Here is a 25,432-nt window from a genome sequence, read left to right on the forward strand (position 1 = left end):
TGAGGCAGGTTACCCACGCGTTACTCACCCGTCCGCCGCTCAGTCGCAACACTCTTCAATCCGAAGAAATCTTGAGTATTGTGCTTCGCTCGACTTGCATGTGTTAAGCACGCCGCCAGCGTTCATCCTGAGCCAGGATCAAACTCTCGTTAAAAGTGTTTGCATCCGTTCAAGAATCGCTACTAGCTAATTCTATCCCTCTTATTGAACAAGTTCAATAAGCATGTTTTACTGTTCTTACCACCAAGATAAATCTCAGTGATGGGTGCATCTTTATAAGATGCTGTTCTTAAAAATTTTCTCTATATAAGAAATTTTCAAGGGTTTGTTGTCTATTGTTTAATTATCAAGGTTCTTTTTGTTGTTCTGCTGTCGTTCTTTGTCGTCAGCGGCAACTTTTATAGATTACCATGTCTGCTGCTGTTTGTCAAGAACTTTTTTCATTTTCTTTTTCGTCATCGGTTCCGGTTTTTACCAATCCCTCAAGCGACAACCTGATTATGATACCATATCATACCAGTTTTTGTCAACATTTTTCGACACTTTTTTGTCAACTTTTTTGTCAACTTTTTTGTCAGCTTTTTTTGACAGTTTTTACAACCATCCGTCTACCGTACCGTCTTATCAGGCGATTGCTTCCGCATCCCTGATTCAGTCAGTCGCAGGTGTTTGTCAGCGACGAATGTTATAATACCATCCCCCGTCTTAATTGTCAATAATTTCTATATTTTTTATTTAATTCGTGCAATTTAGACAATTTATATCTTTAAACAACGACTAAAAGCGACACATTTGTTTTTTCTAATTGAGAAGTATGACGAGATACAGTATAATCAAACGGACAGTAGGTTTATAATACAAAATATGAGGTGACTAATATGCTGCATATAGCCATATGCGATGATGAACAAAAATTTACCGAGCAGTTGCACGAACTTCTGAAGCATTATGAACAAGAAGCCGGGGAACTGTTCAGGATAACAACATTCTGTGACGGCAGTGAACTGATTGACCACTATGACACTACAATTGACCTGATTTTTCTCGATATCAAAATGAATAAAATGAATGGTTTTAAGACAGCAGAACTGATCCGGCAGAAGGATTCCCAAGTCAGCATCATCTTTCTGACCACATTGACCCAGTACGGTCTTGAAGGTTATAAGTATCAGGCAACCAATTACATTATTAAACCTATGAAATACGCCCGTCTGAAGTCCGAGATGGACCGCTGGATCGAAACCCACCGGAAAAATGATGTTTCTTCTATAATAGTAACGAATGATACCGGAAAATATAAAATCCCGCTGAAGTCTCTTCGATATGTAGAAACATTTAACCGTAATCTGCTCCTGCACACGGAAGATGAAAATATTGTCTGCTATAAAAGTATGAAGGAAATGGAGCAGGAACTGTGTGATTACAGCTTTGCCCGCTGCCATACAAGTTATATTGTTAATTTATTCTATATAAAAGGCGTAAAAAAGCTGGAAGTGGAGCTGATTACAGGACAGAAGCTTCCGATCAGCCAGCCGAAGCGAAAAAGTTTTATGGATCAGCTGACGCAATACTGGGGGGATATGTTATGATACTTGCTTTAGATATCCTGGCCGAAATATTTACATGGCTTTATGGATTTGTCTTCTATTGGATCATTGGAACTTTTTTACCGACACGCAGGCATACAGTTATAAAAATTGCCGCCTTTTTTGTCTGCTCCTACATTGCTAAAACAGTTATCTACGCTAATGACCTTATAAACCTTTTCGGTGCTTTAATTGCTTTATTTCTTTATCTCCTGGTCTTTCACACAGGCAGCTTTGTGGAAAAGTTCTCCGTCCTGCTTGTATTTTATCCTGCGATGATCGCAGTCAACTACTTAACGCTTAATATGGGTACGCGGCTGTTTTTCGGAATCACAAATGCAAAGTCCGATACTGCATTTTCTCCGGAGGTGCTTTTAATCAGCACTCTTATCCATGTAGTAGAGGTACTTTTACGGTTGCTCTTCTGGACAGGGGCATGGATGATTACAAAGAAGTTACTAAGAGGTATTACTCTGGATCTGGGAACACGTATGTGGCTGTTTGTAGACATACTGCTTTCTGCCCCTTTTGTCGCTGTTTTTACAACTATTCTTTTTATGCCGGAACAGGTCATCAGCATTTATCCCATCTGTGGTGCCTCGATTTTCACCAGCTTCGGCTGTATTTACCTTACATCGTACATCTGCCGGACTATGAAATTGGAATTCCATGCACACGAACTGGAACTGAAACACTCTTATTATGAAGATAAACTCAAGGAAGAAGAACGTATCCGCCGGATTTACCACGACCTGAAAAACCATCTGCTGGTTCTGCAGTCAGCCTCGTCCTGTACTCCGGAAACACAGCAGTCTATTCAGGAACTCCGCTCCCAGATAGAGGGCTACGAAAATTACTATCACACCGGTAATCCTTATCTGGATATCCTGCTCCGTGACAAAGCAAGGTCAGCCCAGGAAAACCAGATTGATTTCAGTGCACTCGTACATTTCAAAGACGGAACCTTTATCGAACCGCTGGACATCAGCACCATTTTCGGAAACGCTCTGGACAACGCAATCGAGGCCAGTATCCTGCTTCCGCCTGAAAAACGTCTCATAACACTGAAAGCCGACCGCATCCGTGATATGCTTTCCATCCATGTGGAAAACAACATTACCGCGGATATGAAGATGCCCGAAAGGACAAGTAAAACTGACAGCCTCGTGCATGGCTTTGGTCTTACAAACATCAAAACCGCCGTGGAAAAGTACGAGGGACAGTGCATCACCCAGATCATGAACGAGACCTTCCACCTGAAAATTGTAATTCCGGTTTCATAAAATCAATCAAATACCGGCATCTAAGAGAGGATCCCAAAAGTCTAAAACCGACTTGCGGGGCCCTCTTCTCTTTCCATCATCTTAGTTTTTTCCTCCTGAATATTAGTTTTTTCATTCCCCATTGCCTTTTTCCCCTGCAGAAATATAATAAGCTCAAGTACAGAAAACATTCGCAGAAATGAGGGAGAAAAGTTATGAGTATTTTAAAAACAAAAAATCTGAAAAAGTATTATGGAACAGAACCAAATATCGTAAAGGCACTGGACGACGTCAGCATCTCTATTGAACAGGGAGAATTTACGGCCATTATCGGAACATCCGGAAGTGGGAAATCCACGTTGTTAAATATGTTGGGAGGGCTGGACCACCCGACCTCCGGCAGTGTTAAAGTAGACAATTTTGAGCTGGGCAAGTTAAACGATGAGGACCTGACTGTATTCCGCCGCCAGCGCATCGGCTTCATCTTCCAGAACTATAATCTTGTTCCCGTTTTAAATGTATATGAAAACATTATAATGCCAATCCAGCTGGACCAGAAGAAACCGGACAGAAAATTTATCCGGGAAATCGTCGAATTACTTGGCCTCGAAAAGAAACTCGATAACATGCCGAATAATCTTTCCGGCGGCCAGCAGCAGCGCGTGGCAATCGCAAGGGCCCTTGCAAGCAAACCAGCCATCATCCTTGCAGATGAACCTACCGGTAATCTGGACAGCAAGACGAGTGACGAGGTAATTGATCTCTTAAAGAGAACAAGCCGCACATTCGGACAGACCATTGTAATGATTACCCACAATCCTGAAATTGCAGCTTTGGCTGACCGGACCATCCGCATCGAAGATGGCAGAATCCACGAATAGGGCGGTGACAATATGAAAAATAGAAATTCTATCCTAAGCACGATTACGGCGCGCAGCTTTAAGGCAAACCGTACCAGAAACAGGGTTGCGGTTCTTGCAATCGCACTGACAACGCTGATGTTTACCTCACTTTTTGTATTATCACAGAGCATGACTAAAAATCTGATTGAAATGACATTCCGGCAATCTGGGTATGATGCACAGGTTTCATTTAAATCTGTTACAGAAGAACAGGCAGAAAAAATCAGTTCCCACCCCGATGTGGAAGAATTGGGAAATAGTATCGTTATGGGGCTCGCCGAAAACCAAAAACTTTCAGGCCGCCAGCTGGAAATACGCTGGGGCGATAACAGCTATGCTTCACACTCCTTTGCATTTCCGACGACCGGCACCATGCCCGGAGCCGCGGATGAAGTGGCTCTGGATACGCTTGTACTGGACCGGCTGGGCATCCCGCATACGCTGGGGGAAGCAGTGACTCTGGAATGGCGCAAAGATCCGGCTTCTGATGAAATAACCTCCTCCACCTTTACACTCTGTGGTTACTGGGATGGCAACCAGTCAGCCTATGCAAGCATGGCATGGGTCAGCCGCACCTTTGCCGATGAGATGACGGCCGGTCTGGATTCCTCCGGCGAGAGCCAGATTCTGGGACTTCATATGGCACAGGTTTCTCTGAAAAGCGACAGCCATATCGAAGAAACAATGGATGATATCCTTAAGGATTTAGACCTGTCCGGCCTTCGCTATTCAATGAATCTTGCATACTCTCCGGAAATGAACGCTTCAGCGGCTCAGGAAACCATACCAATGTACCTTGGAATGGTACTTGTTTTCATAGCAGGCTATCTAATTATTTATAACATTTTCCAGATTTCCGTGACCGCTGATATTCAGTTTTACGGACAGTTGAAAACACTTGGTACGACGACAAAACAGATTAAGAAGATCATATACGGACAGGCTGACAGACTGTGTCTGATCGGTATTCCGGCCGGGCTTGTGCTCGGATACCTGTTGGGCATGGTGCTTGTCCCCGTCATGCTCGGTATGATGGACGGACAGATTTCCGTCTCTGCCAATCCTTTGATTTTTATCGGCTCCACGCTCTTTGCATGGCTTACAGTGCTTATTTCCTGCCTGCGTCCGGCACGTCTTGCGGGGAAGGTTTCCCCGATTGAAGCTCTTCGTTACAATGACAGTGGTACCTCTTCCAAAAAGAAAACAAAAAAAAGCAGGAAGGGGGCCTCACTTCCCGGCATGGCCTTTGCCAATCTTGGAAGAAACAAAAAGCGCACCGTACTGGTCATAAGCTCTCTTTCTCTTGGCCTTGTACTGCTGAGCTGTTTTTATGCCAAAAATGCTTCCTTTGACATGGAAAAATATCTGTCCGGCCTGACGATTTCGGATTTTGAGCTGTCAGATTCCACACACGAAGACCGGACTGCCGGCTATAATCCCAACGGCACCACCCTGAATCAGGAGCTGTCGGCACGCGTAGAAGCACTGAATGGATTAGAAGGTATAGGGCACATGTATTCCAGCCAGCTGTCCTTAGAGATAGATCATCAGACCCTGCAAAATTTAAAAACCTATTATACAGAGGATGTCCTAAAAGAATGGGCCAGCTATGACAAACAGGGGGCCCAGGCCGCAGCACAGGCAATGGAGGATAAGAAGGCCGCGGCAGTGGTATATGGACTCGATGGGATTCCATTGGATACCATTGTACAGGAGCAGTATCTCCTGAAGGGTGATTTTGATGCCGAAAAATTCAGTACCGGGAAATATGTACTGGCACTTGCACCTGCTATAGAAAAAGATTCCATTGATCAGAATACTGTACTTCCGACCGCTTCTATCGGAAGTGAAGTCATAATCGGTGATAATACTTACACCGTTATGGCAAATGTTTTTCCTGTAAATTCCATTGCTAACGGTGCAGTGGAAGACACACAAAAGCGTCAGTTCCATATGAGTTTTATCATTCCGTCCGAACACTTCAAAGAACTCTGGCCCGATCACACACTTCGTAAACTATTCTTCAATGTGGATGATCAGGAAATTGCTGCCGCACAAAAAATGCTGGATGACTACACCCGGAATGTAGATACAACCCTTCCTGTCACATCCAGAAAAACAATGGAGGAACAGTATAAAGAAGAGACCCGTGCCTCCACCGTCATCGGCAATGCCATAAGTATCGTCATTGCACTGGTTGGAATCCTGAATTTTGTAAACAGCATGGTGACCGCGATCGTATCCAGAAAAAAAGAATTCGCAATGATCCAGAGTATCGGAATGACCAAAAGGCAGCTTTGCAGAATGCTCGTTTTTGAAGGGCTTTTCTATGCCGGATTTACCCTTCTTGTTTCCTACACCCTCAGTTCCCTGACCGTGGGAACCATAATCAGGGCTATGGCCGCAGACGGATACGCAACCTTCCGCTTCACACTGTTCCCACTCTTCGTCTGCACACCGGTTATCCTTGCCCTTGCAGTACTTATACCGTACGCCTGCTTTAAGAACCTTGAGAAGCAAAGCATTGTCGAACGGTTAAGAATGGAATAGCCTTTCCTTTACATTCTGCGTATTCTATGCTAAGGTATTATTCATAAAGGTGGCAGGACAATGGACATACATTTTATCAGAATACAGTTGGAATCAATCAGGAAAATTAAAGAATCAAAAAGCAGATGGCGAAAGTCATCTGCTTTTTTCACTTTATTCAGGTAAATTGCTACTCTGCTGCCGGATTATAGGATAAAGGGGGAAAATTATGAATACTTCTCATTTGAAAAACTTATTTTTAGTTCTGCTTGGCAATACAATCTACGCACTTGGCATTACTATGTTCATTCTGCCCGGCAAAATGATCACCGGAGGTACAACCGGACTCGCGCTTACCTTCAACCACTACTTTCAGGTTCCGATTTCTGTATTTGTATTCGGCTTTAACTTCATCATGTTTATTCTGGGTGCCGCCGTTCTCGGAAAACATTTTGCGCTGACCACATTAGTCAGTACATTTTACTATCCGGTTATCCTGGGTGTCTTCCAGAAGATTCCTGCCCTTGGGCAGGTCACTGACGACAGAATGCTCTCCACAATCTGCGGGGGAATCATGATCGGCTTTTCCATCGGACTTGTCATCCGTGCCGGGGCATCCACGGGAGGCATGGATATTCCGCCCCTTGTGCTGAATAAGAAACTGGGCCTTTCGGTTTCTGCAATGCTGTATGTATTCGACTGTTCCATCCTGATTCTGCAGATGACATTTTCTAACGCAGAACAGACTATTTATGGAATTGTACTCGTTATGATCTATTCTGTCATACTGGATAAATTCCTGATTATGGGTACTTCACAGACAGAGGTAAAGATTATCAGCACGCAGTATGATGCGATCAACCACTTGATCCAGAAACAGCTTGACCGGGGAACGACCTTTCTTCAGGCGGAAACAGGTTATTTAAATATAAACCAGCCGATTGTGCTCACTGTTATCTCTAACCGCGAGCTGGTCAAGCTGAATAAGCTGGTCATGGATCTTGACCCGAAGGCATTTATTATTATCAGTCATGTGAATGAGGTAAAAGGGCGAGGATTCTCCAGCCAGAAAATATATAAATGATAGCATGCTATATGTTTTAGAAAGAGCCGCCCGGCAGATATTATTGTTCTTAATACCTGCCGGGCGGCTCTTATGCATTGTTACTGCTTCACCCCTTCTGGCATGCACAGCAACAACATCTTCTTTACAATAGATTCATAGCATCGTTGATCGTCCTGACCCCGACTACTTTAATTCCTTTTATTTCCTTCACCATTTCCCTGCATACCTCCGGGATGATACAGGTCTCAAATCCCAGCTTCTTCGCCTCCCCGACTCTCTGTTCCGGCATGTTGACCGCCCGCACTTCACCGCTTAATCCAACTTCGCCGAACACGATCATCTTCTCATCAATCGGGCGGTTTTTATAGCTGGATACAAGCGCCATGACGATTCCAAGGTCAATCGCAGGTTCATTCATCTTAATCCCGCCTGCAATATTTACATATGCATCATAATTGGAAAGGGGCAGCCCGATACGTTTTTCCAGAACCGCCATGAGCAGATTCACCCTGTTATAATCTGTACCGGCCGCAGTCCGCCTCGGCAGTCCGAAGTTGCTCTGGCAGACCAGCGCCTGTATTTCTATCAGGATCGGCCTGGTTCCTTCCATCGAACACGCCACTACTGAGCCGGAGGCATTTTCAGGTTTGCCGCTCAGCATATACTCGGACGGGTTTTCCACCTCCACAAGGCCGTTCTGCCTCATCTCGAACACCCCGATTTCATTCGTAGAACCAAATCTGTTCTTCACGCCCCGCAGGATACGGTAGGAGGCATGTCTGTCCCCCTCGAAATAAAGCACCGTGTCTACCATGTGCTCCAGTACTCTCGGTCCTGCAACGGTCCCCTCCTTTGTAACGTGCCCGACGATGAAGATTGATATTCCGAGCCCTTTCGCAAGCTGCATAAAAACATTTGTAGACTCCCTGACCTGCGACACACTCCCCGGTGCGGATGCAACTTCCTCACTGTACATTGTCTGGATGGAATCAATGATGACCATCTCCGGACGCTGGTTCTCAATCACAGTCCGGATCGTCTCCAGATTCGTTTCACAGAGGAGCTTCAGATTCTCCTTAAATTCCCCCATCCGGTTTGCACGCAGTTTGATCTGCGCAAGAGATTCCTCTCCGGAGATATACAGTGTATGTTTCGTCTGCGACAGGTTCTGGCATACCTGCAGCAGAAGCGTCGACTTACCGATACCCGGATCACCGCCGACCAGTACAAGCGATCCCGGCACAATGCCTCCCCCCAGCACCCGGTCCAGTTCCCGGATTCCTGTCAAAACCCTTGTATGATCGTCCGCACTGACTTCTGAAAGAGAGACTACCTGGGTCTCTCTCGCTGTCTTCACCGTACTGCTCTTTGTAACACTAACCTTTTCTTCCACAAAAGAATTCCATTCTTTACATGCCGGACACTGCCCCAGCCATTTCGTTTCCTCATGACCACAGTTCTGGCAGAAAAATACGCTCTTCTTAGCCTTTGCCATGCTGCTCCTCTCCGTCAAAAAAGGGACAGATCTCCTGCCCCCTTTTATTCCTTATCCTTTTATCATCCTGTCATAAAGTCGTTACTGTTCACAGGCAAGCCTGTAAACAGTAACATAAAGTCCCACCACGCCTTAAAACCGGTGCTTCTTAGCACTTTACAACTTCTACAACAACACCGTCATCGGATGTAAATTCCACACTTACGCTTAACTTTCCGCTTAAGTTCGTCATCATCTTACCTGCGGACACTTCATCAATGAACACTTCATATTCACTCTCCGGCTCGAGCTCCAGTGTAAACTGTACATCTTCCGGTGCAGATACTTTAAATGCTACGGATGTATCTGCCGCGCTGAAGTTCTCTACTGTGCTTCCCGGTACGGATTCGTATACGAACATGCCATTCTTCTCCAGCTTCGTGATCTCCTTGAATGTCTTTACTTTATAAATATCGCCTTCAAATTCGAAATTATCCAGTTTTGTCTTCTTATCGAGTGTATAATCTCCAAAGCTGAGTGTTCCGTCCTCTTCTGCGCGTAATAATTCTTTTACTGTTGCCATCTTTCCTTGTCCTCCTAGGTATTTCAGATTGTTGGTTATCCTATTTGTATCCTGTCTGGTATCTATTATATAATAATTCGATTTTATTTTCTACTCATTTGTGGACTTTGGGTAAAATTTAATTTCTTTTTTAGATAATCCAACTTCGACATGGTCGCCTTCTTTAACTTCACCGTTTAGAATCGCCTCTGCCAGCTTATCCTCCAGTTCTGTCTGCATGGCCCTTTTGAGCGGCCGCGCGCCATATTTCGCATCGGTCCCTTTCTCGACAATATGCTTCTTCGCAGAATCACGCATAGTCAGGGTTATATTCATCTGGCCTTTGACACGCTTCGTAAATGCCCTGCACAGCAGTGTTACAATCTGCTTCATATGTGTGCTGTTCAGTGCATGGAATACGATGATTTCATCGATCCTGTTCAGGAATTCCGGCCGGAAGATTGTCTTAACTTCATCCATGACATTCTGCTTCATACGCTTGTAATCATCTGCCGGGTTCTCTTTTGTGGCAAAGCCGAGTTTCTTTGGCTCCACAATTGCCTTTGCACCCGCATTGGATGTCATAATAATGACCGTGTTGCAGAAATCTACCTTCCGTCCCTGTGAATCGGTAATGTGCCCGTCATCCAGTACCTGAAGGAGGATATTGAACACATCCGGATGTGCCTTCTCCACTTCGTCAAAAAGAATTACCGAATATGGATGCGTGCGCACCTGGTCACTCAGCTGTCCGCCTTCCTCATGTCCGACATATCCCGGAGGTGAACCGATCATCTTGGACACGGAATGCTTCTCCATATACTCGGACATGTCAACCCTTATCATGGACTCTTCATTGCCGAATAGTGCCTCGGCCAATGCCTTTGACAGCTCTGTCTTTCCGACACCTGTCGGTCCCAGGAATAAGAAGGAACCAATCGGGCGCTTTGGATCTTTCAGGCCCACGCGTCCCCTCTTGACAGCTCTGGCAACCGCGCTGACAGCTTCATCCTGCCCAATCACTCTTTTATGCAGGACCTGTTCCAGCTTCTTCAGACGGTCTGTATCACTCTCCGCCAGCTTCTGTACCGGCACCTTGGTCCATGCAGATACAACTTCTGCGATATCATCCTCTTTCACCTCCGGATGGTGTGCAGCCGTCTTCTTCTGGAAACGCTTTCTTAAACCTTCCAGCTTATCCTCCACGTCCTTCTGTTCTTTATGAAGTCTGGAGGCCTTGTCAAAATTACCTGCTTTTATACTATCTTCCTTCTGCTTAATCAGGCTTTTAAGTGTCTCTTCCAGAGTCTTCAAATTCTCCGGAACCTTATATCCGCGCATACTCACCTTGGAACACGCCTCATCCAGCACGTCGATTGCTTTATCCGGAAGATTCCTGTCTGTAATATAGCGCTCAGATAAATGAACAGACGCCTCCAGCGCTTCCTCTGTAATGACTACTTTATGATGTATCTCGTACTTATCCGACAGTCCTTTCAGAATCTCCAGACACTGTTCTTTAGACGGTTCCTCTACGGTAATGGGCTGGAAACGGCGCTCCAGCGCTGCATCTTTTTCAATGTACTTGCGATATTCAGCGATCGTAGTTGCTCCAATCAGCTGCATCTCCCCGCGGGCAAGTGCCGGCTTCAGAATACTGGATGCATCTATCGCACCTTCCGCCCCGCCTGCACCGATAATGGTATGCAGCTCATCAAGGAACAGGATAATATTGCCGCTTGATTTCACTTCCGAAATCAGGCCTTTCATTCTCTCTTCAAATTCACCGCGGTATTTTGATCCCGCGATCAGTCCGGGAAGGTCCAGAGTATAGATTCTCTTCCCTTTCATATTCTCTGGCACAACGCCTGTCGCAATCCTTGCCGCAAGCCCCTCAATGATAGCAGTCTTGCCGACACCCGGCTCCCCTACCAGACACGGGTTATTCTTTGTCCGCCTGCTTAACACCTGCATGAGGCGGTAAATCTCATCCTCTCTTCCAATCACCGGGTCCAGACGGCCTTCCTCCGCCTCCCCTGTCAGGTCCGTACAGAACTGCTCGACTGAACTGCTTTTCCCTCTGGAATCGTCCTGCATCTCTTCCTGATATTCCTTCGGGTCCATGCCGACGGCATTCAGCACATCCTGCAGAATCTTCTGGAGACTGATATTTAATGTAATCAGGACCCTCGTTGCCACGCAGTCCACATCATGGATCATAGCCAGCAGAAGGTGCTCCGTCCCCACACTCCTTGTGTGCAGGTGCTGTGCCTCCTTCGCACTGTTATCCAGCAGATATAGAAGCCTCGGGCTTTCCTTTGGATTCTCCTTTTCCAGTTCCTCCGAAGCCGGCACAATCAGTTCATCCATCAGACGGAGTATCTTCTCCTCATCCACATCATTCATTGCCAGTATCTGTCCGGCAACCCCTGTAAACTCTTTCCTTAACCCGAGAAGCAAATGTTCCGTCCCAATATACGGATGCTTCAGCTTCTTTGCCATCGTCCCCGCATACTTGATCGCGCGCTCGGCCTGTTTTGTATAATTATTCAGCATGTCTTCCTCCTGTCACTTTTCCTAATTCAGCGGTCTGCTTTCTTAATTTGTAACTGTTCAGGACCATGAACAGTTACCTTAATTTTCATATTCATCAAATATCTCATCCACCAGATTATGCACTTCTTCCCTGGAAATATTCTTGCAGCATCCTTTTGCAAGTAAAATGATAAGCTGCGTCTTCATCTCTTCCATCGCCTTTATCTTGTCGATATCGAGGGCGATCACTGCCCCGCGCCTCCTGTCCAGCTGGATAAATCCTTCCTGTTTTAAGACACTGTATGCCTTATTCACAGTATGCATGTTCACGCCTACCGTATCGGCCAGCTGCCTTACGGACGGCAGGGGGTCCCCCTCGTGAATAGTGGACGTCGCAATTCCTATAATAATCTGGTTGCGCAATTGAATATATATCGCTTCATCACTGTTAAAATCTATCTCAATCAGCATAACATCACCTGCCTTTTTGTTATACATATGTTAGCACACATGGACTTGTTTTAGCAAGCCCGGATTCTGCAGCGTAAATATTTCCAGACTGAGAAACGTTACTGGTCTGCCTGCTGCCTTTCAAGATCTTTTACGTAATTTTGTATTGGCAGGTTCTTCTCATAGACCCTGTATTGGTAATCCCAGTATTCTTCTTCTGTGCCAAACTGGTCTATAAGCGCCTGAACATCCTCTTTGTTGTCTGCCGAATCCATGAGGGTCTTTAATTCCTCCAGATAAGCCCGGATATCTTCATCCGTCACCCCATAGCCAGACTGAACCGCTTTTTGGTATAACACTTCTCGTTCAGCCATGTATTCTTCTGCCTCTGCTTCTGCCATCTCTTCATCCATTCCGCTTAGCATATAAAATTCCTTTGCCTGATTTATCTCTTCCTGAGCGGAAGTCTCCGTTTTTCTACTGGCATATTCATTCAGCCGGGCTCCCCATCTGGACATGAGAGACGCAGAAGAGTCGTCTGCGCGGGAGTAGAATGTAACCGTTCCAATTAGCAATACAGCCGCTAAAAATAATACTAATGCGCTTATTTTTCTTCTCTTCATAACCGTTCCTCCCCTATAGCAATTTTGCTGATTGTGGTTTTCGTTGTTTATGAATTACGTTTATTTAGAAATTATAATATCATATAACCATATAAACTTCTAGCTAACAGTCTTTATAATTACCCGCAGACGAAAGATGACAGGCACGGCACATGCAGGCACTTCCATTCTTGTATTTTGCCTGATTCTACATTAAAATAAAGAAGGAAAATCAATCCCAGATATTGCATCTGAACTTGATTTTCCCCAGTCTTATATACATGATATTTTATTGTGTGCACAGTCGCTGGCAGAAGAAGATTATGTCGCCATCGCCATGCTTATGCTTGAGAATTAATCCCGGATATCCGGCCTGATCCTACAGGGCCCTCAGTTTTTCCACAAATTCATTACTCAGGCAGATCTTAGCCACATAGAATACTTCCCCAGTCATATACACATCCCAGTTTTCATCGATCTCCACCTGCAGTTCACCACCTGGCATGTGCACGATTACCTTGTTCCCGGTCAGCCCCAGTTTGTAAGCAACTCCGGCTGCGGCGCATGCCCCTGTTCCTGTAGCCATCGTGTAGCCTGCCCCACGTTCAAAAGTTTCAATCGAGATGTTGTTATTATCAATCACTTTCATGATCTCTGTGTTGATGCGCTCCGGGAAATATCTTGCTACTTCTGAATAATTACCGATCTTGCATACAAGCGGTTTGGAAATCTCACGCATCGGAATAACGCAGTGCGGGTTTCCTACTGACACGCATGTTACAGGATACAGGGTCCTTCCGAATACCATATCCTCATTGATTACTTCTCTGCGCTCTCCCGTCACCGGAACCTCATCGCTCCAGAAAGACATCTTTCCCATTGATATACGAAGCCGGCTTCCGTCCTCATTGAGATATGTGATCTCAACCAGTCCGCCGTCCGTGACCAGCTTATAGTTTTTCTTCTGCACATATCCGGCATCCTTTAAATATTTTGCAAAAATGCGGACGCCGTTCCCACTCTTCTCAGCGATACTTCCGTCCGGGTTCCAGATTTTTAAAGACATATGCTTCTCACCGATAAAAGGGCCTTCCAGAATACCGTCAGATCCAAGTCCCATATTTCTGTTGCAAAGCATCTCAACATTCTCTTTATTCAATTTCAGTTCATTCTTATTCGGGTCAAATACCAGATAATCATTTCCAAGTCCATGATAACGTTCCAATGTAATTTTCATACTCACGCACCTCCTGTTTCTAACATTATATCAGGCATTTTCTTCATATAATACGGAGTAAATGCTTTTCATATTGCAAATAATGCTCTATAATAAAAAAAGGAATTTAGGACAGAAAGGAGCAATTATGCAGCAATATAATAAACGCGGGTACTTAAACAGCGATTTCCGTATCTTCCATATAAAAGATACTGTTTCCAGAGAGTTCGAATTTCATTACCACGATTTTCACAAAATCACGATTTTTATAAAAGGGAAGGTGCAGTATATTATAGAAGGAAAGTCCTATGCACTGGAGCCTTACGATATCGTCCTTGTGAACCGCAATGATATACACCGGGTACAGGCAGACAGTTCCCAGCCTTATGAACGGATCATCGTCTATATATCACCGGGGTTCATGGAGGACTACAAGACATCCGAGTATGATCTGAACTACTGCTTCGAAAAAGCAAGAAAAGAACACTCTAACGTGCTTCGCATCCATTCCCTCGAGAAAAGTTCTCTGTTCCGGGTGACGAACCGCCTTGAGCGTTCCTTTCTTGATGAGGAGTATGCCAGCAGTTTATACCGGCAGATCTTGTTCCTTGAGTTTATGATCCAGCTGAACCGTGCAGCAATCAAGAATCATGTGGAGTTCCTTGACACAGAACTGTATAACACGAAAATCGTTGACATTATGCAGTATATCAATACCCATCTCACGGAAAACCTCGATATCGACACTCTTGCAAAGACATTTTACATCAGCAGGTATTATATGATGCGCCTGTTTAAAGCAGAAACAGGTTACACAATCGGCAATTATATCACTTACCGGCGCCTCCTGCATGCAAGAGACCTGATTTTTGACGGTATGCCTATCACACAGGCATGCTTCGCCAGTGGGTTCCATGACTACTCCACATTTTCCCGCGCCTATAAATCGGAATTTTCCGAGGCTCCCCGGAACCTGCTCCGCCAATAATTTACCTGAAACCACTGCTTCGGTATGGATACAACAAACACAATGCCAAGAACAATCGCAAATGCCACCTTTATAGCGCCGATCCCGCGGCCGGCGGCCTCGGCCAGATTTCCCTGTACGACGTTGTATACGGTATAGTAGACCCCGGCTCCCGGTATCAGCGGGAATATCCCGGATACAAGGAATACGGTAATGGGGCACTTTTTCCACACGGCCAGTATCCGGGACATTAAAACGACCAGTACGGTCCCGAAAAACGTGGAAGTGGATACCGAAGCGCCGTTGATACAGATCAGATAACACAGCCAGCCTGCCATTCCGGTAAACCCACAGCAGATGTAGAATCTTTTCGGCACGTTAAATAGGACAGAGAATGCGATTGTCCCGAGAAAGGAACAAAACATATTAATAATAATATCCCCGATCAAATCCATCCACCTCCTGTAATCTTGTTATAGCACCCGAGCACAAATCCAACCCCGATGGCAATGTAAACAAATACCAGAAGCGCATCTACGATCCTTACAATCCCGGAAATAAAGTCACTGTTGGCAATATCACGAATCGAGTTTACAAATGCAACCCCGGGTACAAGCGGCAGAATGGACCCGATGATCAGCTTATCCATCCTGACAGGAAACGGCCACGGTATCGAAAGCGCCAGTAAAGCCATAACCGTTATGAATCCGCCTCCCACAATATTCGTAATAATCTTCGTCAGTCTGTGGTTCTCCGCAAAGATCACAAAGACATAGAGGAGGCACCCGATCAGCACTGCAATCATACTCTCCCAGAAATTCGCCTGCAAAAGGTAACAGAAACACCCGCTCCCGATTCCTGCGGCTAAAATACGGAACCGCCCCCGCTTCGGAGGCATCTTCTCTATCTCTTCCAGCCGCATGCGTGCTTCCTTCAATCCGATCTTCCCTGCCGAAATCTCTCTCGATAGGTCATTCACCTCAGTCACGATCCCCAGATGGAAGCCGGAAATCGGAATGTGCTTCACCTTCGCATAGATATCCTCTGTCTCATCCCGGGCCGTAATAAAGATCCCGTTGCTCATAACGAACGACTCCACGTCTCCGATCTTATACCGTCCGCATACATGGTCGATCGTCTCCTCCACCCGGAATATCTCGGCTCCGTTTTTCAGGAGCACCCTCCCCATATTCATGGCCAGATCCAAAACATCCCTCATGTCGACACTTTCATCCTGCGCCTTCTTATCCGTCGTGCAATCTATTCTGTCATCCATACAAAATCCCCCAAAACACCTGCATTTACACAGTTTTATTCACATTCTGCTTTCAAGTAATCTATTGTAGCACGCTTTTGTAAGAAAGTCATCGGCCATATGTTAAGTTATTTATTTAACAACAGTTCACAGACATTGTTTTCTCTCTACGGGTATCCGCGGTCATAAAAAGCGGCTGTAATCCGATGTACATATCAGATTACAGCCGCTTTTTCTTTATGCCTTAGCCTTTTTGTTCTGTCCTGTCAGTGTCTTGACTCCGTCTACTGCCAGCACTGCCGCCAGTACGATAAGCAGTACGCTGATAATCAGGCGGATATAGCACCATACGATCCCGTCTGCCCCTGCCATAATTCCGGCAAAGTTTGTTTTAATTGTCAGGCAGAGTGATGTCAGTGTCACAATCAGCATGAATGCCATCGGCAACAGGAACATCTTGTTGTTCTTTCCGACTTTTCCGAGCCATGTTGCAACAGCCAGCAGGCCGAGTGCAGCAAGAAGCTGGTTCGCAGCACCGAACAGCGGCCATACATTTGCATAGCCTGTCATACCGAGTGCTATACCGAGCACAACAGTTATGATAGTCGCTACATATGGATTTGTCAGGACTTTCTTATACCCGGTTGCTGTCTTCACATCCTCGCCCGGCTCCAGCCAGAATTCCTGGAACATATAGCGTGCGAGACGTGTCGCTGTATCCAGTGATGTCAGGCAGAATGCAGAAACTGCAAGCACCAGCATGGAGAAGATTACACTCTCGGCACCTTTCAGGAAAGGAATGGTAGATGTCATCTTTGAAATACCGGTTGCAAATACGTTTGTCGGAACAACAAGCTCTCCTGCAGAGTAGTTTTTCCATACGTATCCAACTGCACAAAGAGAAATAATTGCCAGAGCACATTCAATCAGCATACCGCCGTATGCGATTGGACGTGCATCTTTTTCACTGTTCAGCTGTTTTGCCGTCGTTCCGGAACCAACCAGTGAATGGAAACCAGAGATCGCCCCGCAGGCAATTGTAATAAACAATGCAGGGAACATATATCCCAGAGAGGTCCCTGTCGGCATCAGAGTATCCTTAAATCCTGTAAATGCAGGAATATCAAGGCCCGCATTTCCTGTGAGTCCGGCTCCGATTACACCAACGATAGCCACAGCCATCATAAAGTAAAGCAAAAAGGAACTCAGGTAATCACGCGGCTGGAGCAGAATCCATACAGGTGTTACAGATGCTATCAGGATGTAGATTCCAACAATAATCATCCATGTCTTATTGCTCAGGTACAGCGGATGCCAGTTCAGCCCGATTACCATGCAGGCAATAATTGCAATAACACCAACGATTGTAGATACACCAAGGGATGCATTCTTTCTATAAACCAGAAAACCAAAAACGATGGAAATCACAATAAATAAAATAGAAATCATGGCTGTTGACGCATTTGCGGAGGATGCTGCATAGTCTACTGCACCTGTCTCTGTAAATGTAGCCATAAATGTATTTGCAACAATAGATGCAAATGCTGCAACAACGAGGAGCAATGTCAGATATGAGAATATAATGAAAATCTTCTTGGACTTTGTTCCCATTGTGTCAGCGATAACCTCACCGATAGACTGTCCTTTATGGCGGATGGATGCAAATAATGCACCAAAGTCATGAACAGCACCGAAGAAAATACCTCCGATCAGGATCCATAATAATACCGGAACCCAGCCAAATACTGCTGCCTGGATCGGTCCGTTGATCGGGCCCGCACCTGCAATGGATGAGAAATGATGTCCCATCAGTACCGGTGCCTTTGCCGGGCAATAATCCATCCCGTCTTCGAGTTCGTGTGCCGGAGTTTTTCTGGACGGGTCTACTCCCCACTGTCCTGCCAGCCACTTGCCGTATGTAACATACGCAATGACAAGAATCAGGATTCCTACTAATAAAATTACTACTGCATTCATAGTTCACACTCCTTTTTTGTTGTTTAGTAGTAGCTTTTCTATATAAAAAGGTTCATAACCTTTTCATACCCTTACTTTTTCATATCCTTTGACCAGGTCCTTCGCTGCCCGGTTGCCTAACACTTTATGGTTCTCCCTGTCAAAGACAAGAAGCCTTGCCTCTGCATAGCCCCGGAATCCAAGCCGGTAGTTCTTGAAATATTTAAACTGCTTTACCTGCTTTTTAACTTCCCCCGGAATGCCATTCTCGCAGATGAATATTCCCGTTATATATGTATACATATGATGCTCAGCCGTACAGGCTTCTCCGCCCCTTACAATCTGAGGCTCTATGAAGGTAACGATATCCTCACGGAACCTTGCCAGATCCTCCGTTGTCAGCGCAGGCCTGCACGCAAAAAACGTATGCTCAAAGCAATTTGCCCGCCATAGTTCTGCCTTCTTTACGAGGACATACTTGGCACTGGTTACATTGAAAGCCGCATACGCATCAAATTTGTCCCCATTGACATCATACGGACGGGTTATATCAAAAGCTGACTGGTAAGACTGCAGAAGCTTCTCTAAAAATTCCTGTCCTGTCATATTCCTATTCTCCTTTAAGGCTCTATCACTTTACTACATGAATGTAATAAAACCGCTTTTTATAGTTTACACTATAAAAAACGGTTTTACAATGATAAATTTTATACTTTTTTAATAGTTGACATAGAAATTTTATTATTTAAAACTTAATCTCAATTCTGGTCCCTTTTCCCGGTTCACTGTCCACTGTCACTCTGGCGCCGTGAAGCAGGGCACCATGTTTCACAATGGAAAGCCCCAGGCCTGTTCCTCCGCGTTCTTTGGAATGGCTCTTATCCACCCTGTAAAACCGCTCAAATATACGTTCCTGATGTTCTTTCGGGATACCGATCCCGGTATCGGAAACGCTCACTTTCGGCCCCTCCAGTGTATTTCCCGCCCATACGCTCACCTGCCCGCCTGATACATTATATTTGACTGCATTTTCACAGACATTATAGATCATCTCATCAAGAATCTGGCGGATCCCGTGATAGGTTACGGATTCCCCCTCGATCATGATCTGTACATTTTTAGCCCCCGCCTGCGGAGACAGCCTGCTGACCACCTCCCTGCTCAGGGCATAGAGATCTACATCTTCTTTTTCTAACTCCACAGATTCTTCATCCAGTCTGGACAGCTTGATAATATCTTCCACCAGTGTGATCAGCCTTCTGGCCTCTTTATAGATACGTTCTGAAAAATTAGGGATATCCTGGGGTCTGACCATTCCGTTTTTCATGATTTCGGCATATCCGGATATAGAAGTCAGCGGGGTCTTCAGTTCATGGGACACATTCGCTGAAAACTCCTTCCGCATATTCGCTACTGCATCCTTTGCCTTGTTCTGCTCATCCATCGCCTGAAGGAGTGGGGACAGCTCCGGATAAATCTCATTATCCAGAGGATGTTCAAGGTCCAGTTCATTGATCGGCTTGATCAGCCTGGCCGTTTGCCATTTTGCCATCAGCCATGCAAGAAACAGCACACCTGCAGCAAGGATGCACATGACCGGAAGGACATTTAAGGCAGTGCTCACGAGATTATCCATCGTCTTCGATACACGCAGCACCGTCCCATCCTCCAGAAGAATCGCATAGTAATACATCTCTTTTCCGACAGTTCCGGACATTCTGATATCCTCACCTGCCCCCTGTTTCAGGGCTTGTAATACCTCGCTCCTTGACCCGTGATTATCGAGTGCCGCCTCATCACGGCGGGAATCATACAGCACGGTACCCGCCGTATCGATCCGGGTCACCCGTGTCCCGGTATCCACATCGTCCATCTGTTCCAAGTAGGCTGGACCTGATATATTGATAGCCGTCCTGATATAACGTGCCTCCTGCCTGACTTCGCTTTTCAGCAGTCCAAGGTTCTGGCTGTACACCACGATTGTCATGACGGCATAAGATATCAGCAGTGTAATCGTAAGTACAAGCACCATGCTTTTCTGGATTCTAGCTCTCATCTGCATCCCCCACCCGGTAGCCGACGCCTCTCACAGTCTCAATGATCTCTCCTTTATCCCCCAGTTTCTGCCGCAGTGTACGGACATGCACATCAACGGTCCTCGTTTCTCCGTCAAAATCATATCCCCATATATCCTCCAGAAGCTGGTCTCTGGTGAGGACAATATTCCGGTTCCTTACCAGTCTCTCAAGCAGTTCAAATTCTTTCAGTGTGAGTGTCACCGGTCTGCCGTCAACCGTCACTTCATGCTTTCTTACATTCACACTGACGCCTGATGCACTTAGTTCGTCCTTGTCCGGAACCCGGCCCGAACGCCGTAAAACAGCTTTCACTCTGGATACCAGCTCCATCATGCCAAACGGCTTTGTCACATAGTCGTCCGCACCGGAATCCAGCCCGATCACCTTATCATACTCTGCCCCTTTGGCCGTTACCATAATGACAGGAATATCTTTTGTTCTGGCAGAGTTTTTTAATTTTTTCAACAGCGCAAGCCCGTCTTCACCGGGGAGCATGATATCAAGCAAAATAAGCTCTGGCGTATCAAACGCCAGAGCCTCCATAAAAGCGCCTCCTTCGGCAAATCCCTGCGCTTTCAGCCCTGTAGTTTCCAGTGTATATATCACAAGCTCCCGGATGTTATCATCGTCTTCCACACAATATATCATCTTGTCACTCCTTCGCAACTGTCCGGTACAGAACTGTACATTTGATGCACGGCCCGTACAAAATGTGGAACAGTCATACTTCTTTTTTATCTCCCGGCCAGTGAGATGCCGTTTTTATGAACGCCCGTGATAGAGAATTCTACCCATTCTGCAATATTCGTTGCATGGTCGCCGATACGTTCCAGATATTTTGTTACCATGATCAGATCGAATATCCGCTTTCCATTCTCACCCTTTGCTGAGCGGATGTACTCCACGAGTTCATCACGGATCGTATTGAACAGATGATCCACATAATCATCCGCCTCCATGACATTCTTCGCCAGCTCCAGATCCTTTGTTACATAAGCAGTCACGCTTTCGCGTACCATCTTGCTGGCCGCGGCCGCCATCGTGCCGATTTCCTTAATGTCCGTGGCTGTATTATGTTTGGATGACAGCACAATCTCTGCTATATCGGCCGTCTGGTCGCCAATGCGCTCCATGTCCGTGATCATCTTCAGTGCGGCCGAAATCCTTCTCAGGTCTTTTGCCACCGGCTGCTGCTGGAGAAGCAGCTTCAGGCACAGCCTCTCGATGTCTTTCTCCATCTGGTCGATCTCTTCATCTGCATCCATAATCGCTTTTGCCTGCTCGAGATTGCCTTCCTGGAGCGCCTTTGTAGCATTTGAAATTGCAATCTCACACAGCTCCCCCATATGGGTAAGCTGCTCATCCAATAACTGTAACTGTTTGTCAAATCTATTCCGCATTTTAGCCAAACCTCCCTGTGATATAATCCTCTGTCCGTTTATCTGCCGGTATGGAGAATAATTTTTCTGTATCGTTGTATTCCACTACCTCACCGAGAAGGAAAAATGCCGTATTGTCTGAGACACGAACTGCCTGCTGCATGTTATGTGTCACCATGACAATAGTATAATCTTTTTTCAGCTCCATCGCAAGGTCTTCTATCTTCGACGTTGAGATCGGGTCCAGGGCGGACGTCGGCTCATCCATCAGCAGTACTTCCGGCTCTACCGCAAGCGCCCTTGCAATGCACAGGCGCTGCTGCTGTCCTCCTGACATTCCAAGAGCACTCTTTTTCAGCCTGTCTTTACATTCCTCCCAAATAGCCGCACTGCGCAGTGACCTCTCCACAATATCATCCAGTTTTGATTTCGAATGAATGCCGTGTGTCCGTGGTCCGAAGGCAATGTTGTCATAGATGCTCATCGGAAACGGATTTGGTTTCTGAAATACCATTCCCACACGTTTTCTGAGCAGGTTCACGTCCATTCCCCCGAAAATACTCTGGCCGTCCAGCATGATTTCTCCTTCAATGCGGCATCCCTGCACCAGATCATTCATGCGGTTGATGGACTTAAGCAGGGTAGACTTTCCACACCCGCTGGGACCGATAAATGCCGTGATCTTATTTGCTTCTATTTCCAGATTTACTTTTTTCAGGGCTTTAAAATCTTCGTAATATAAATCCAGATTTTTGATGCTTATTTTTCCCATCTTTCGATTCCTTTCTACGCTTTCGTTAATTTTCTTGCGATCACGCCGGACAATGCATTGATTCCCACTACCAGCACGAGCAGGATGACTGCTGTCGCATAGGCCTGATCCATATACAGGCCTTCATTTGACAAATTGTACATATGCAGGGCCAGGGTTCTTCCCGATCCCATCACACTGGTGGGAACTTTTGCTACTGTCCCGGCCGTATACATCAGGGCAGCCGTCTCACCGACAATCCTTCCGACAGAAAGAATAATCCCCGCCAGAATCCCCGGAACCGCTGAAGGGAGAACAATTCGAAAAACCGTCCTGAGTTTTCCCGCACCCAGACCGAAGCTGCCTTCCCGAAAAGTATCAGGTACGGCTTTCAGAGCTTCCTCAGTCGTTCTCATAATCAGCGGCAGAATCATGATCGAAAGCGTAAATGCGCCTGCCAGAAGGGAAAATCCCCACCCCAGAGTGTTTACAAAGAACAGCATTCCAAAAAGGCCATAAACGATGGAGGGAATTCCGGAAAGTGTTTCAGTCGTCAGACGGATCACGCCCATGAATTTATTTCCTCTTTTTGCATACTCTACAAGAAAAATAGCTGCAAAAATTCCAAATGGAACTGCGATCAAAAGTGACAGCAGAGTCATAGTCACCGTGTTGATCAGCGCAGGCATCAATGACGCATTCTCTGATGTATAAGTTAATGAAAACAGAGAAGGTTTGATATATGGTACTCCATGAACAAGTATATAAACGATTAAGAAAATCAAAACCGTAAACGTAAGGACTGCCCCCAGCATGACAAACAGCATCGTGATGAAAGAGCCGGGATGTTTCAAGTAATTTTTTAATTTCTGGCTGAATGTTGTTTGATTATTCACGTTCCGTCCTCCTGTTTAATAAGGCTACACTGAAGTTGATGATCAGAATAAATACAAACAGGACAACACCGGTCGCAATCAGCGCTTCTCTGTGCAGATCTGTCGCATATCCCATCTCCATAACGATGTTGGCAGTCAGTGTACGGATTCCTTTGAGAATTCCTGCCGGCATTCTTGCCTGATTTCCTGCTACCATGATAACTGCCATAGTCTCGCCGATCGCGCGCCCGATCCCAAGAACAATACCTGCAATGACGCCAGACTTTGCGGCCGGTATGATGACCCGGAAAATACTTCTCTCATGTGTTGCGCCAAGTGCCAGGGCCCCCTCATAATATTGTGGCGGAACTGAGCGGATAGCCGACTCCGTTACACCGATTATAGTAGGCAGAATCATCATTCCCAGAAGGATCGATGCGGTCAGCATACTGTTTCCGTCTCCGCTTGTCCTTGTGATTCCCAGCTGCTTTAATGTAATCCCCAGTTCTCTGACCCAGGGCACGAGCACTACTAACCCGAAGAATCCATATACAACAGAAGGGATACCTGCCAGAAGCTCCGTAGCTGCTTTCAATGGCTTGTATATCCTTTTTGGACAATACATTGCCATGAACACAGAGGTCAGGATTCCGATTGGCACACCGATGATGATTGCTCCCGCGGTCACATATATGCTGCCCACAATCATCGGGAGTACGCCGTATATGTCGTTATTCGGTCTCCACTTCTCACCCGAAATAAATTTCAAAAAACCTATCTCCTTCATCGCAGGGATACCATTTGCAAATAAAAATATGCAAATAAGAGCTACCGCCAGTACCGAAGCACAGGCGGCAATGAAGAACACTCCCTGCATGAATTTCTCACTCCATGCTTTTGATTTCATTTATTCGATTACCTCATCCCATGTAAGAGCTTCACCTGTATAGATGGATTTCACCTGCTCGCTGCTCAGATTATCTACAGAACTGTTCTTGTTCATGATTACGGCAATACCGTCTGTTGCAATAACAGTTGCCTGTAATCCTTCTGAAAGTTCTGTGTCTTTCAATTCTCTGGACGCCATACCGATGTCGTAGCTTCCGTCAACTGCAGATGTCATTCCTGTTGTAGAATCTGTTGTCTGGAGCTCAAGCTCAGCACCTGGATTCAGCTTGTTGTATGCCTCGATCAGTTTTTCCATTACCGGTGATACAGAGGATGAGCCGCCGATTACAGCTTTACCGGAAGGAGATGTTCCCTCAAACGGCTTCACATCATCAATTGCAATATAGTGGTTCTCTTCCACAACGGACTGCCCTTCTTCACTCATGATGAAGTTAATAAAATCTTTAGCTACCTCATTATCAAGACCTTCCTTTACCGCGATATTAAACGGTCTGGATACTTTGTATGTACCTGATTTAACATTTTCAGCCGTTGCCTCGGCGCCGTCAATCTTAACAGCTTTTACACTGTCATCGAGTGAACCCAGTGATACATAGCCGATTGCATACTCGTTATCTGCAACGGTTGTCAGCATAACAGAAGTGCTATTTGTAATCTGTGCTTCCTCTGTTGTCATATCAATCTTTTCGTCACCGTTCTTTTCCTCAATCCCGAAAAGCTCAATGAAAGCACCTCTCGTACCTGATCCGTCCTCACGGGATACGATTGTGATATCATTGGAGCTGTCCCATTCGGAACCGCTTTGCTCTGTCTTTGTATCTGCATTTGCATCTGAAGAAGCATCTGCCGATGTATCTTTGCTGCTGCCGCATCCAGTCACTGCGACTGCAAGCATGCTGACCATAGATAACGCTGCTATTAACTTTTTCATTTTCATAATTTACATTTCTCCTTTACCCTACATTGATACGCAGGTCAAATACCTGCCTGTTTTCTTTGAATATCTTCTTCACAGTTGTAATCATAAAGGGGGAATGTAAAATATAGAATTGGCGGAATGTTAAATTTGTGTTAAATA

At 45.7% G+C, this 25,432-nt stretch carries 23 protein-coding genes and 1 rRNA gene; 6 read left to right on the plus strand and 18 right to left on the minus strand.

What is annotated here, in order from left to right; translation table 11 throughout:
* Positions 1 to 154 (minus strand): 16S ribosomal RNA (locus tag A8806_RS10335); the annotation flags it as partial.
* A gap of 724 nt (positions 155 to 878) precedes the next feature.
* Between A8806_RS10335 and A8806_RS10340 the strand changes: the two genes are divergently transcribed.
* The 5 genes from A8806_RS10340 to A8806_RS10360 all read left to right on the plus strand — a co-directional run bounded on the left by A8806_RS10340 (position 879) and on the right by A8806_RS10360 (position 7,363).
* Positions 879 to 1,589, plus strand: a complete 711-nt coding sequence (locus tag A8806_RS10340) for a LytR/AlgR family response regulator transcription factor (RefSeq protein WP_109731129.1) — start codon at positions 879 to 881, stop codon at positions 1,587 to 1,589.
* On the plus strand, positions 1,586 to 2,869 hold the full coding sequence (locus A8806_RS10345) for an ATP-binding protein (protein WP_109731130.1): 1,284 nt from the start codon (positions 1,586 to 1,588) through the stop codon (positions 2,867 to 2,869). The genes A8806_RS10340 and A8806_RS10345 overlap by 4 nt, the downstream gene beginning before the upstream one ends.
* 194 nt (positions 2,870 to 3,063) lie before the next feature.
* The gene (locus tag A8806_RS10350) at positions 3,064 to 3,729 is read left to right on the plus strand and encodes an ABC transporter ATP-binding protein (protein WP_109731131.1); all 666 of its coding nucleotides are present in this window, start codon (positions 3,064 to 3,066) and stop codon (positions 3,727 to 3,729) included.
* 12 nt (positions 3,730 to 3,741) lie between these two features.
* Entirely contained in the window at positions 3,742 to 6,300 is a 2,559-nt protein-coding gene (locus A8806_RS10355; RefSeq protein ID WP_109731132.1) for an ABC transporter permease, read from the plus strand.
* A 208-nt stretch (positions 6,301 to 6,508) separates the two neighbouring features.
* On the plus strand, positions 6,509 to 7,363 hold the full coding sequence (locus tag A8806_RS10360; protein ID WP_109731133.1) for a YitT family protein: 855 nt from the start codon (positions 6,509 to 6,511) through the stop codon (positions 7,361 to 7,363).
* A 124-nt stretch (positions 7,364 to 7,487) separates the two neighbouring features.
* On the opposite strand, the gene radA is transcribed toward A8806_RS10360, so the two are convergent.
* The 6 genes from radA to dapF form a co-directional block, all read right to left on the minus strand.
* A complete protein-coding gene (gene radA, locus A8806_RS10365; RefSeq protein WP_109731134.1) occupies positions 7,488 to 8,840 on the minus strand; it encodes a DNA repair protein RadA in 1,353 nt (450 codons plus the stop codon).
* Between the two features lie 148 nt (positions 8,841 to 8,988).
* Positions 8,989 to 9,402, minus strand: coding sequence for an endosialidase (locus tag A8806_RS10370; RefSeq protein ID WP_109731135.1), 414 nt, complete (start codon positions 9,400 to 9,402; stop codon positions 8,989 to 8,991).
* A 90-nt stretch (positions 9,403 to 9,492) separates the two neighbouring features.
* Positions 9,493 to 11,937, minus strand: a complete 2,445-nt coding sequence (locus A8806_RS10375) for an ATP-dependent Clp protease ATP-binding subunit (RefSeq protein ID WP_109731136.1) — start codon at positions 11,935 to 11,937, stop codon at positions 9,493 to 9,495.
* A 78-nt stretch (positions 11,938 to 12,015) separates the two neighbouring features.
* Positions 12,016 to 12,387, minus strand: coding sequence for a GntR family transcriptional regulator (locus A8806_RS10380; RefSeq protein ID WP_109731137.1), 372 nt, complete (start codon positions 12,385 to 12,387; stop codon positions 12,016 to 12,018).
* A 98-nt stretch (positions 12,388 to 12,485) separates the two neighbouring features.
* Positions 12,486 to 12,989, minus strand: a complete 504-nt coding sequence (locus A8806_RS10385) for a hypothetical protein (RefSeq protein ID WP_109731138.1) — start codon at positions 12,987 to 12,989, stop codon at positions 12,486 to 12,488.
* A gap of 358 nt (positions 12,990 to 13,347) precedes the next feature.
* Positions 13,348 to 14,205, minus strand: coding sequence for a diaminopimelate epimerase (gene dapF, locus A8806_RS10390; RefSeq protein ID WP_109731139.1), 858 nt, complete (start codon positions 14,203 to 14,205; stop codon positions 13,348 to 13,350).
* A 127-nt stretch (positions 14,206 to 14,332) separates the two neighbouring features.
* Here dapF and A8806_RS10395 point away from each other — a divergent pair, with 127 nt between their 5' ends.
* Positions 14,333 to 15,172: a helix-turn-helix domain-containing protein gene (locus A8806_RS10395; RefSeq protein WP_109731395.1), complete on the plus strand. Its 840-nt coding sequence runs from the start codon at positions 14,333 to 14,335 to the stop codon at positions 15,170 to 15,172.
* Here the strand turns inward: A8806_RS10395 and A8806_RS10400 are convergent.
* The 11 genes from A8806_RS10400 to A8806_RS10450 all read right to left on the minus strand — a co-directional run bounded on the left by A8806_RS10400 (position 15,124) and on the right by A8806_RS10450 (position 25,291).
* A complete protein-coding gene (locus A8806_RS10400; protein WP_330405328.1) occupies positions 15,124 to 15,606 on the minus strand; it encodes a threonine/serine exporter family protein in 483 nt (160 codons plus the stop codon). The genes A8806_RS10395 and A8806_RS10400 overlap by 49 nt on opposite strands.
* Complete coding sequence (locus tag A8806_RS10405) at positions 15,597 to 16,427, minus strand: threonine/serine exporter family protein (protein ID WP_109731140.1); 831 nt, start codon at positions 16,425 to 16,427, stop codon at positions 15,597 to 15,599. Before A8806_RS10405 ends, A8806_RS10400 begins: the two co-directional genes overlap by 10 nt.
* Before the next feature lie 216 nt (positions 16,428 to 16,643).
* On the minus strand, positions 16,644 to 18,383 hold the full coding sequence (locus A8806_RS10410) for a carbon starvation CstA family protein (RefSeq protein ID WP_109731141.1): 1,740 nt from the start codon (positions 18,381 to 18,383) through the stop codon (positions 16,644 to 16,646).
* Between the two features lie 63 nt (positions 18,384 to 18,446).
* Positions 18,447 to 18,968: a DUF8052 family protein gene (locus tag A8806_RS10415; RefSeq protein ID WP_109731142.1), complete on the minus strand. Its 522-nt coding sequence runs from the start codon at positions 18,966 to 18,968 to the stop codon at positions 18,447 to 18,449.
* Between the two features lie 139 nt (positions 18,969 to 19,107).
* Positions 19,108 to 20,418, minus strand: a complete 1,311-nt coding sequence (locus A8806_RS10420; protein WP_109731143.1) for a sensor histidine kinase — start codon at positions 20,416 to 20,418, stop codon at positions 19,108 to 19,110.
* Positions 20,408 to 21,088 (minus strand): response regulator transcription factor, encoded by a 681-nt coding sequence (locus A8806_RS10425; RefSeq protein ID WP_109731144.1) that lies wholly within the window; start codon positions 21,086 to 21,088, stop codon positions 20,408 to 20,410. The genes A8806_RS10420 and A8806_RS10425 overlap by 11 nt, the downstream gene beginning before the upstream one ends.
* Before the next feature lie 86 nt (positions 21,089 to 21,174).
* Positions 21,175 to 21,840, minus strand: coding sequence for a phosphate signaling complex protein PhoU (gene phoU, locus A8806_RS10430; RefSeq protein ID WP_109731145.1), 666 nt, complete (start codon positions 21,838 to 21,840; stop codon positions 21,175 to 21,177).
* Position 21,841: 1 nt separating this feature from the next.
* A complete protein-coding gene (pstB, locus tag A8806_RS10435; RefSeq protein ID WP_109731146.1) occupies positions 21,842 to 22,591 on the minus strand; it encodes a phosphate ABC transporter ATP-binding protein PstB in 750 nt (249 codons plus the stop codon).
* A gap of 14 nt (positions 22,592 to 22,605) precedes the next feature.
* Positions 22,606 to 23,466, minus strand: coding sequence for a phosphate ABC transporter permease PstA (gene pstA / locus A8806_RS10440; RefSeq protein ID WP_109731147.1), 861 nt, complete (start codon positions 23,464 to 23,466; stop codon positions 22,606 to 22,608).
* Positions 23,459 to 24,352 carry a phosphate ABC transporter permease subunit PstC gene (gene pstC, locus A8806_RS10445; RefSeq protein WP_109731148.1) on the minus strand — a complete coding sequence of 298 codons (894 nt, stop codon included), beginning with the start codon at positions 24,350 to 24,352 and terminating at the stop codon, positions 23,459 to 23,461. The genes pstA and pstC overlap by 8 nt, the downstream gene beginning before the upstream one ends.
* Complete coding sequence (locus A8806_RS10450) at positions 24,353 to 25,291, minus strand: substrate-binding domain-containing protein (protein ID WP_109731149.1); 939 nt, start codon at positions 25,289 to 25,291, stop codon at positions 24,353 to 24,355.
* Positions 25,292 to 25,432 lie beyond the last annotated feature (141 nt).

It is taken from the genome of Faecalicatena orotica (assembly GCF_003149245.1).
GTDB classification, from domain to species: Bacteria; Bacillota; Clostridia; order Lachnospirales; family Lachnospiraceae; genus Faecalicatena_A; species Faecalicatena_A orotica.

What these genes read in the sequence shown, in the direction of transcription:
- A8806_RS10360 (WP_109731133.1), top strand. Translation starts at nt 6,509, where the DNA reads ATGAATACTTCTCATTTGAAAAACTTATTTTTAGTTCTGCTTGGCAAT.
- A8806_RS10385 (WP_109731138.1), bottom strand. Translation starts at nt 12,989, where the DNA reads ATGAAGAGAAGAAAAATAAGCGCATTAGTATTATTTTTAGCGGCTGTA.
- A8806_RS10380 (WP_109731137.1), bottom strand. Translation starts at nt 12,387, where the DNA reads ATGCTGATTGAGATAGATTTTAACAGTGATGAAGCGATATATATTCAA.
- dapF (WP_109731139.1), bottom strand. Translation starts at nt 14,205, where the DNA reads ATGAAAATTACATTGGAACGTTATCATGGACTTGGAAATGATTATCTG.
- A8806_RS10395 (WP_109731395.1), top strand. Translation starts at nt 14,333, where the DNA reads ATGCAGCAATATAATAAACGCGGGTACTTAAACAGCGATTTCCGTATC.
- A8806_RS10375 (WP_109731136.1), bottom strand. Translation starts at nt 11,937, where the DNA reads ATGCTGAATAATTATACAAAACAGGCCGAGCGCGCGATCAAGTATGCG.
- A8806_RS10400 (WP_330405328.1), bottom strand. Translation starts at nt 15,606, where the DNA reads ATGGATTTGATCGGGGATATTATTATTAATATGTTTTGTTCCTTTCTC.
- A8806_RS10425 (WP_109731144.1), bottom strand. Translation starts at nt 21,088, where the DNA reads ATGATATATTGTGTGGAAGACGATGATAACATCCGGGAGCTTGTGATA.
- radA (WP_109731134.1), bottom strand. Translation starts at nt 8,840, where the DNA reads ATGGCAAAGGCTAAGAAGAGCGTATTTTTCTGCCAGAACTGTGGTCAT.
- A8806_RS10370 (WP_109731135.1), bottom strand. Translation starts at nt 9,402, where the DNA reads ATGGCAACAGTAAAAGAATTATTACGCGCAGAAGAGGACGGAACACTC.
- A8806_RS10415 (WP_109731142.1), bottom strand. Translation starts at nt 18,968, where the DNA reads ATGACAGGACAGGAATTTTTAGAGAAGCTTCTGCAGTCTTACCAGTCA.
- A8806_RS10345 (WP_109731130.1), top strand. Translation starts at nt 1,586, where the DNA reads ATGATACTTGCTTTAGATATCCTGGCCGAAATATTTACATGGCTTTAT.
- phoU (WP_109731145.1), bottom strand. Translation starts at nt 21,840, where the DNA reads ATGCGGAATAGATTTGACAAACAGTTACAGTTATTGGATGAGCAGCTT.
- A8806_RS10355 (WP_109731132.1), top strand. Translation starts at nt 3,742, where the DNA reads ATGAAAAATAGAAATTCTATCCTAAGCACGATTACGGCGCGCAGCTTT.
- A8806_RS10420 (WP_109731143.1), bottom strand. Translation starts at nt 20,418, where the DNA reads ATGAGAGCTAGAATCCAGAAAAGCATGGTGCTTGTACTTACGATTACA.
- pstC (WP_109731148.1), bottom strand. Translation starts at nt 24,352, where the DNA reads ATGAAATCAAAAGCATGGAGTGAGAAATTCATGCAGGGAGTGTTCTTC.
- pstB (WP_109731146.1), bottom strand. Translation starts at nt 22,591, where the DNA reads ATGGGAAAAATAAGCATCAAAAATCTGGATTTATATTACGAAGATTTT.
- A8806_RS10340 (WP_109731129.1), top strand. Translation starts at nt 879, where the DNA reads ATGCTGCATATAGCCATATGCGATGATGAACAAAAATTTACCGAGCAG.
- A8806_RS10350 (WP_109731131.1), top strand. Translation starts at nt 3,064, where the DNA reads ATGAGTATTTTAAAAACAAAAAATCTGAAAAAGTATTATGGAACAGAA.
- A8806_RS10450 (WP_109731149.1), bottom strand. Translation starts at nt 25,291, where the DNA reads ATGAAAATGAAAAAGTTAATAGCAGCGTTATCTATGGTCAGCATGCTT.
- A8806_RS10410 (WP_109731141.1), bottom strand. Translation starts at nt 18,383, where the DNA reads ATGAATGCAGTAGTAATTTTATTAGTAGGAATCCTGATTCTTGTCATT.
- A8806_RS10405 (WP_109731140.1), bottom strand. Translation starts at nt 16,427, where the DNA reads ATGGATGACAGAATAGATTGCACGACGGATAAGAAGGCGCAGGATGAA.